This window comes from Bacteroides sp. AM54-2NS, assembly GCF_003602935.1.
Lineage (GTDB): Bacteria > Bacteroidota > Bacteroidia > Bacteroidales > Bacteroidaceae > Bacteroides > Bacteroides xylanisolvens.
The window spans coordinates 1-7,729 of record NZ_QTMZ01000090.1; the positions used below are offsets into that span (position 1 = coordinate 1).

12 protein-coding genes and 1 pseudogene are annotated in these 7,729 nt (G+C 39.0%); 3 read left to right on the forward strand and 10 right to left on the reverse strand.

Annotated elements, in window-relative coordinates:
* The first annotated feature begins 98 nt into the window (after window positions 1-98).
* Entirely contained in the window at window positions 99-296 is a 198-nt protein-coding gene (locus DXA05_RS25305; RefSeq protein WP_007564664.1) for a hypothetical protein, read from the forward strand.
* 344 nt (window positions 297-640) lie between these two features.
* Here the strand turns inward: DXA05_RS25305 and DXA05_RS25310 are convergent, their stop codons facing one another.
* From DXA05_RS25310 to DXA05_RS26605, 3 genes are read right to left on the reverse strand one after another with little or no spacing between them, the layout of a single operon-like run.
* Window positions 641-1,123: a DUF3990 domain-containing protein gene (locus DXA05_RS25310; RefSeq protein ID WP_005868753.1), complete on the reverse strand. Its 483-nt coding sequence runs from the start codon at window positions 1,121-1,123 to the stop codon at window positions 641-643.
* Window positions 1,120-1,569: a DUF3791 domain-containing protein gene (locus DXA05_RS25315; protein WP_005868755.1), complete on the reverse strand. Its 450-nt coding sequence runs from the start codon at window positions 1,567-1,569 to the stop codon at window positions 1,120-1,122. The genes DXA05_RS25310 and DXA05_RS25315 overlap by 4 nt, the downstream gene beginning before the upstream one ends.
* A gap of 13 nt (window positions 1,570-1,582) precedes the next feature.
* On the reverse strand, window positions 1,583-1,744 hold the full coding sequence (locus tag DXA05_RS26605) for a hypothetical protein (protein WP_007564662.1): 162 nt from the start codon (window positions 1,742-1,744) through the stop codon (window positions 1,583-1,585).
* A gap of 261 nt (window positions 1,745-2,005) precedes the next feature.
* On the opposite strand from DXA05_RS26605, the gene DXA05_RS25320 reads away from it, so the two are divergent.
* Window positions 2,006-3,169, forward strand: coding sequence for an IS4 family transposase (locus DXA05_RS25320; protein ID WP_005868407.1), 1,164 nt, complete (start codon window positions 2,006-2,008; stop codon window positions 3,167-3,169).
* 193 nt (window positions 3,170-3,362) lie between these two features.
* Here the strand turns inward: DXA05_RS25320 and DXA05_RS25325 are convergent, their stop codons facing one another.
* Together DXA05_RS25325 and DXA05_RS25330 are read right to left on the reverse strand one after the other, a co-directional pair.
* Window positions 3,363-3,977 carry an SLOG family protein gene (locus tag DXA05_RS25325; RefSeq protein ID WP_005868759.1) on the reverse strand — a complete coding sequence of 205 codons (615 nt, stop codon included), beginning with the start codon at window positions 3,975-3,977 and terminating at the stop codon, window positions 3,363-3,365.
* 1 nt (window position 3,978) lies between these two features.
* Window positions 3,979-4,544: pseudogene (locus DXA05_RS25330) on the reverse strand (phosphoribosyltransferase).
* Window positions 4,545-4,941: 397 nt separating this feature from the next.
* Here DXA05_RS25330 and DXA05_RS26610 point away from each other — a divergent pair.
* The gene (locus DXA05_RS26610) at window positions 4,942-5,142 is read left to right on the forward strand and encodes a hypothetical protein (RefSeq protein WP_008782408.1); all 201 of its coding nucleotides are present in this window, start codon (window positions 4,942-4,944) and stop codon (window positions 5,140-5,142) included.
* Between the two features lie 212 nt (window positions 5,143-5,354).
* Here DXA05_RS26610 and DXA05_RS25340 read toward each other — a convergent pair whose 3' ends face one another.
* Genes DXA05_RS25340 through DXA05_RS25360 form a run of 5 tightly spaced genes read right to left on the reverse strand, consistent with a single transcriptional unit; the run spans window position 5,355 to window position 7,601 of the window.
* Complete coding sequence (locus tag DXA05_RS25340; RefSeq protein ID WP_224263218.1) at window positions 5,355-5,663, reverse strand: hypothetical protein; 309 nt, start codon at window positions 5,661-5,663, stop codon at window positions 5,355-5,357.
* 44 nt (window positions 5,664-5,707) lie between these two features.
* Complete coding sequence (locus DXA05_RS25345) at window positions 5,708-6,031, reverse strand: hypothetical protein (RefSeq protein WP_005868762.1); 324 nt, start codon at window positions 6,029-6,031, stop codon at window positions 5,708-5,710.
* Between the two features lie 29 nt (window positions 6,032-6,060).
* Window positions 6,061-6,786, reverse strand: coding sequence for an N-6 DNA methylase (locus DXA05_RS25350; RefSeq protein ID WP_117463329.1), 726 nt, complete (start codon window positions 6,784-6,786; stop codon window positions 6,061-6,063).
* 15 nt (window positions 6,787-6,801) lie between these two features.
* Window positions 6,802-7,065 carry a hypothetical protein gene (locus DXA05_RS25355; RefSeq protein WP_005868765.1) on the reverse strand — a complete coding sequence of 88 codons (264 nt, stop codon included), beginning with the start codon at window positions 7,063-7,065 and terminating at the stop codon, window positions 6,802-6,804.
* A gap of 56 nt (window positions 7,066-7,121) precedes the next feature.
* Window positions 7,122-7,601 carry an LPD28 domain-containing protein gene (locus DXA05_RS25360; protein WP_005868767.1) on the reverse strand — a complete coding sequence of 160 codons (480 nt, stop codon included), beginning with the start codon at window positions 7,599-7,601 and terminating at the stop codon, window positions 7,122-7,124.
* Between the last annotated feature and the right edge of the window lie 128 nt (window positions 7,602-7,729).

Here is a 7,729-nt window from a genome sequence, read left to right on the forward strand (position 1 = left end):
ATCGTCCCCTTATCCCCGTAAAAGGGGTTAGCAACAATCTATATTTGCAACGGAAAATGATTTGACTTCCCTAAAAAATGATATGAAAAAGACAAAACTTGAAAATCAGTAACAGGTTTGGAAAGGATGCAAAAAACAACCGGTTAGACAGCAAGCATGGCACATCCCGAAAAGATGGTCAGCCGCCTATCGACACACCGGAAGAAACATCTGCAATTCCTTTTAAAAAAATGAAGCCGAAGAATGAAGCATATCATATTCCACGTATCGAAAAAAGTGACTGCACGATAAAATGAAAAGCTGCAACGGAAGAACTGACTTGCGGATTCTGCGGGAGAACATAACCACACAGGCATACAGCCACTACACCTGTTTCCAATAAAAGAAGATTACACCACCGGAAAAGCAGAAAGGCTCCACTCGGAGAAAAGCAAGCAAACGATTGAAGCGGACTGCCGATTTGGCAGCGAAATATCCAACTACCTATCTACAGCCCTAAAAGGCTAGGACATATGGGTAAGCAACAGACTGCCGGGCAGTCACTCCGCTGAAAGGGTGGGTGGGAAAAAACTAAGTGGACGCAAAAAACAACCTTACCATTGGGGGATAAACTTCCCCCTATTTTCACTTCACATATTCTTTACCCCACTTCAATTGATTCAACAAACTTCAACAACAAAGCGACTGTTACCGTATGAAATGAAAGCTGATTGAACAACTTATGCGCTTTCAGCATCTCAATAGCGGCTTCAGCCGTAACAACTCTCTGTTCATAAAGCCGAATTGTCGCATATAACTGGTCATTTGCGACAGGCCCCATTATTAGGTCATAGTCACCGTTTTCTCTTCCTCTGCGGTTGTTGACAACAAACTCCAGCCATTCTTTTGTCGCACCCATAAACCGAAGAACCGGATATTCCCTATCAAGAATATCATCGGGAACTTCATAAACAGAGACGATTGCTTTTTCGCTCTGTTCCCTGTTCTTCTTCAACAAAGCCCATTTTTTTGCTTGTTCAAAGTTGGTTGTCGTATAAAATCCCTTCCCAAAGTCCGTAGCCTTCCGTCCTTTCTGTATATTAGGGCGTTTCACGGTAACTGTAGATCCATGAAATAGTCTCATTTTCTTTTATTGATATAAGTCGTTATAGTATCTAATATATATTCGGGGTCTTGGGTATGAAGCATTTCAAAAGTCTCATCCAAAAAATCAAAAACCCCATAGTCCGAAAACAACAACAAGGTTTCTTCCGCACTTTGTTTCTTTTCCTCCCTATAATTCTCAATGCAGAACATCTTGAAAAGCAGGATCTTCGTGTCACCGTTATACCGTCGTTTTTCTTCTGTTTTTTCCTTCTCCAATGTTTCATAAAGCGACAATGTACTTGAATACCATAACTTGGTACTCTTATCCAGCAAAGATTTATACAACTTGGAAGAATATATATAATACAGTGCATCGCCTAAAGGCAATGCCTTTTTCTTCATGACCAGTTCTACCAGCTCTCTCATCACGAATGGGAGCATGGTTGAGTCAAGTTCTCCTTGATTTTTATGAGTAATTTCCATATTCTTGTTGTTATTACTTTAGCATATTTTCGAAAACACCTTCTTCACAGTTCTTTATACACACCTGACACTCGGCCACCACTTCTCTTAATATTCGGGCACATTCTTCATTCGAATGCCCTTGCAGTAATTCATAGGCATATCGCATCAGTTCATTAGCTTCCATTGTTTCCATCCTTATCAATAATATTCAAGTTCATCATTATTTTCTGCAACGACTCCATATTTGGAGTTCCTAACCAACACACACCTATGCAAAAGGTCATATTGTTCTCTGTATCTGAAAAACGCATATTGTTTTACCTTTTACAAACATTGTTGTCCCATTAAAATCTAAAAGAGTTCTTTGAAATATTTGAAATTTAGTTAGTTACAGCGATTTTCCGAGCGAACGGACTTGAATTTGTAGCTTTGCATCAGATTAATCCGATGGCATATGTTCCAAGACAAATACGTTTTCGCTCAATTGGCTTCATTTCTGAATCGAAGTAAGTTTAACCGCATAGTCACCAAGTATGATGGTGATAAATATGTGAAGCACTTCACCTGCTGGAATCAACTACTTGCTTTGATGTTTGGTCAACTTTCTAATCGTGAAAGTCTGCGAGATTTGATAGTTGCTCTTGAAGCTCATCATTCCAAATGTTATCATTTAGGAATGGGTAAAAATGTATCAAAGTCATCGCTGGCAAGAGCAAATCAAGATAGAGACTATCACATCTTTGAAGAATATGCTTACTACCTGGTTAGCGAAGCACGACAAAAGTGTGCTAATCATATTTTCAAACTTGGCGGTAACGTTTATGCTTTCGATTCGACTACTATTGACCTGTGCCTTTCAGTCTTTTGGTGGGCAAAATTCCGCAAAAAGAAAGGTGGTATCAAAGTGCATACATTATATGATGTGGAAACACAGATTCCTGCATTCTTTCATATCACGGAAGCATCCGTACACGATTCTAAAGTTATGATTGAAATTCCTTATGAACCAAGCTCTTATTACATCTTTGACCGCGGTTATAACAACTTCAAAATACTGTATAAAATTCATCAAATTGAAGCCTACTTTGTTGTCAGAGCAAAAAAGAATCTCGGGTACAAATCCATCCAATGGAAACGTAGGCTGCCTAAGAATGTGCTTTCAGACGCAAGTGTATTTCTGACAGGATTCTATCCTAAACAATATTATCCAGAGCCACTTAGATTGGTTAAATATTGGGATGAAGAACAAGAACGAGAATTTACATTCATAACCAATGCGATGCATATATCTGCGCTTCAAGTTGCTGAACTTTATAAAAATCGCTGGCAGGTAGAGCTGTTTTTCAAATGGCTCAAGCAGCACCTTAAAATCAAAAGATTTTGGGGAACTACAGAGAATGCTGTTCGAATACAGATATATGCTGCTATATGCGCTTACTGTTTGGTGGCAATCATTCAACACGATATGCAACTGAACAGAAGTACATATGAAGTGTTACAAATACTGAGCATCTCATTGACTGATAAGACTCATCTGAGAGACCTCTTTGATAAAACTAAATTTCAAAATGACAAAGAACGATTCGGACCAAATGGGCCAAGTTTATTTAATTTTTAATTCGTCCCAATTTTAATGGGACACTAATGTTTTACAAAGGTAAAACAATTAAGTAAAATTCATCTATCATTGCTTTTCATATTTATTGTGTCTTTCTCTTTTGCATCGGAAGTATTAGCACTTACAGCAACCAGACAGTATGACATCGCCACGTTTGATCATACCGCTGGAAAACAACGATATACAATCTGAATCAAAACAGATTGTATATCACCAATTTCTTTTTTTGTGCCTTGTTAAACGTATAAGAAGTTCCTCCGGCAGATTTTCCATCCCAATAGGCAATCAGCCTACAGGCGTGTGAAATCATGTAATCATTACGGTGGGCATAGCATTGGGCATAATAATATTCGGATAGAACTACCACCTTGTCGGCTTGGCGCAAAATATCAGCATACCTCTGTTTGTCCTCTTTGTTGAAATACACATCTTGCCCGACATAAGGAACAACCGCCACCAAAACCATATCGGGATATTGTTTCCTTTGTTCAAGTACGGTATGAGCAGCCATCATGTCAAATCCAACCGCACAACCAATATAGAAAAAACGGATTCCATTCTCATAGCAGAAACGTACCTCTTCATTCAACGATACGGACAAAGCATATTTATTTGTTCGTATCGTTCTATGACCGGTAAAAGCAACGGACATCATTTTCATCCATTTATCACGTGCCTTTCTACATATATCCAACGAACCTGCCGAAGTTTCATACACCATTCCATTCACCTCATAACGATAAGTGAACCAAGTAGTATCTCCAAAGATATCCTTCTGCTTCTCTATATAACTCTCTTTTTCTTTCATCTTATAACATACGGACAACTGTTTTACCTAAAAAGAAACCTCCCAAAACCTCACCTCCTATTTTTTCCAACTGACATGCGAAACGAGCATACGAAAACCCTTTTGTTAAAATATCGTCAAATACCAAGATTTTCTTACCCCGAAAAAAGTCCTTGTCAAATTCTATCACTTGTACTTTTTGAAGCGACTTGCTGTCAAATTTCTCGTGAATAGCCAAACGATCTCCACTGACACGTATATGTTCATACGCATTGATAGCACCTGAAAACTTACACACAGCCGAAGCAAACCCCTTATAACGAAGTCATTCTTATCAGCGGAAGAAGCCGGAACACAAGCAAAAACAATATTCTTAACATCATCACCAAAAACTTGATGTAACTTATTCGCTATCATCCAAGCTATATTCAAATAAGCTTTTCCATCCTTAAAACTCCATATCATCTTACGAATTTGCCATTCTCTTTCCGTTGCCTGCCGATATTGCATAGGAAGATACTCAAAGAAAGAAAACATCATCTTATGCCATTGTCTGTCTAAACTAGGATATTTACTCTGATGTGCCATAGTCTTTTATCTATTAAAATTAAACTTATGCTTCAGCTAGATTTAAAGACCTTTTTTTAAACCCCTTTCCGGGATGGCCTTTTCTTTCTGCCGACTTTTTTTTTGAGCTTTCATGCCCCATCTGAGTTTATGAGCCTTTTTTTTACGGCACGCATCAATAAGGAAGGAGGGATTAAGAAAAGTTTTGGACGACAAAAAATGTTGGGGACAGCGAAGCCGTCCGGCGTTATTTTTTCGGGACAAAGGGCGAAGACCGGAACTCTTTCGTATCCATCCACCGAAATAAATTTGCCGTTCAAAAACAAAGGATCTCAGATGGAGCTATGAAAAAAGCACATTAGGGGAGGCAGAAAACAAGGAAAAGGGCAGTACGGAAAGTAAAACAAGCCATACGGTTTTGCAAGCAAAACCATACTCCTATCTCCCTGCCACAAGTGACAGGGGGGAACGGGTTAGCAACGGACTGCCGGGACAAACGGTAAAAGGAAGGGACTGCAATACGGAAGAAGGAGGTTGTTTCGGCAATGCCGAAGCTCCGGATGATGACCATTGCAATCCCGCCCACGTTTGGAACTTCTCTTTTCCGGTTTACCCATAATCAGCCGCATAGCGGATGATTACGGGTAAACCGGGAATGAGAACAGTCATTCCGATGAAGGGGAGGGTGGGAAAGAATACTGCGTGAACGCAAATTAATGGGATTACCAGTAACTCCAAGCGTTTTTTGCTACTTTTTTGGGGTGCTTGCCAAAAAGTAGCGGACAGCAAAATACCCTCCCTTCCCTAATCCAAAAGAAGGGAGAATGTGCTTCATTGAAGGTATATAGGTTCCGTTCCCTGATTATAACAATACATAGTGTTATTTCTGAAACCATCAAAGCATATATGAAAATCATCGAAATCCTGTTCCGTGGCCAAACGAACCTTATCACTCAACAAAACCATGCATTGTTTATTGACAGATGTAGCCAAAGAGGTAGTACGTCCCGGCTTTATCTCCAATGCCACCACATAAGAAGTCCTTCGTGGATAGATATACCCAATAATTTCCTCATTGAGTACAACCAAACGAATAACATCTTCATTCAAAACGGGAATATTATTAATTTTGCCCATCATTGTTATAATATAAATCAGTTTATAATCATTAAAATACAATATCATTACAAATGATACCTATAATTTTTATAGGTAAACTTTTCCACCGAGACCACCTCATAAAGATAGTCTTCATGGCAAGAAGCCATTATACAGTTCTCACATTCAAGAATAGGATTTATAACTACACGGAATTTAATAGTGCCGTCCACCAGAACAAACTCCACCCGATTAAAGAACCCTTGTAGAGAATGCCCTTCCTTATCCATCAGACGCACTACTTCACCTGTAAAAACAGCCAATTCCTTAGCCTGCCATTTCGCTTTACGCAAACAACTGTTCGCCGCTTTGACGTTCTCATTCACCTCTTTTGTTCTTATTGCTTTCATACCAAAATCCTTTTTACATATTTATCTTGTCAAAAATCAAAAGTCAGCTGCGTAGCCCTTGCGTTGCTCTGAATCGACCTCTTCAATTCAGAATTATCCTCCATTGCATTTTCAAGTTTCCTAATAAAAGAAGTGTCACCTGCTTCCGTTATCTTTAAAATAGGCAACCATACTCCGGCTATCAGCTGTAAATCTATATGATAACTTCTCCAATGCTGCATTGTCAATGTATTCATCCATGCGACTTCACCGGGTACGCTATTCATCATCAGATTGACAACGGTCATCTTTACACAAATCAAATCTATATCCGAGCCATAACAAAAAAGCCTTCCTCCATCATTCTCTTCCGCACATTTTTTTACAGCGGAAAGTAGCATCCTGCCGGAACCACAGCACGAATCACAGACCGACTGTTTAGGTTTCAGCCTATTTCCCCCCATACATGCCATCAAATCAGCAACGTGTATCGGGGTAAAGAACTGTTCGTTATTCCCATGACTGACACACTCCATGAACATATCTCCCAAGACATCGCAAAATCCTTCCGAATATTCAGACACCCTATAAAACATTTGAACAAAAAGTTCCATTTCATATGGCTTATATCTTTTTTCCACTCTACGATAATCCTCCGCCAACATCCCGACAGACAAATAGTAAAGACAAACATCCAAAAAATCCCGAAAGGCTTCTTCATATCCCCGACTGAAAGCAAGCTTTTCATAAAGTTTCATTATCTCCTTTGGTATCATACTTTTCTGACTTCATTATTCACAACATTCTATATTCCTTGTGCCATAGATTTTATCAAAAGCCGCTTTTATCTCCGAGCGATATTTACAGTCCTTCTCAAAACAAAGTTGTTTTGTCCAAAAATCGAAATCAAAACCATCGGTATTATCAATCGTTACAGAAACATAATCAGTCATACCACTCTGACATACAACCGTATGCCGATTTACACAAAAGTGGTCATTTAAAGCAGTTTCTTTTCGGGTAATGCGTTCTACCATCTTATCTATCCACTTCATACTTATAATATTTTATGTAATTGCCCCATTCCAAGAGGCAGTTACGGTTATACTCATTAAAAATCGTTCTCGTTCAAAAACAGCACATCGCCTTTCATCACCATCCAATTAATCTCACTCAGATGATAGCCACAATGCCCACTCAAAAAAATCTCAATCTCTTCAGTGGTCTGCAATCTCCTGTCTGGGCTTATCACCGCAACATTACCGGAATTACAATCCAATACAGCCAGTTTCTCATAAGCCCACTCACCAAACTGGCAGAACTCGATAAAATTGGTATAGGTTATCCGTATGCTATTGTTTGCATCAAATTCAAGGGGTGACTTTGTAATGAATGAACCTGCATGATTCACCACCACAGAGGGGCTAATCTCTGCCAATGAAGATAAGCTGTCATCCCATCTAATCTCATAAAGGAAAAATCCTTTTGGCAATGAATTGCGGTCTATACGATAACTGGAAAAAAGACCGTCTATCGTTTCATTAATAACTAACTGTTCATAATCTCCTTCTAAATAGTGTACTCGTGACATAACTCGTTGTTTTTTGGGATTGTTAAACTTCTAATTTTATGCTTCAGCTAGATTTAAAGACCTTTTTTTAAAACCCCTTTCCGGGATGGCCTTTTCTTTCTGCCGACTTTTTTTTGAGCTTTCATGCC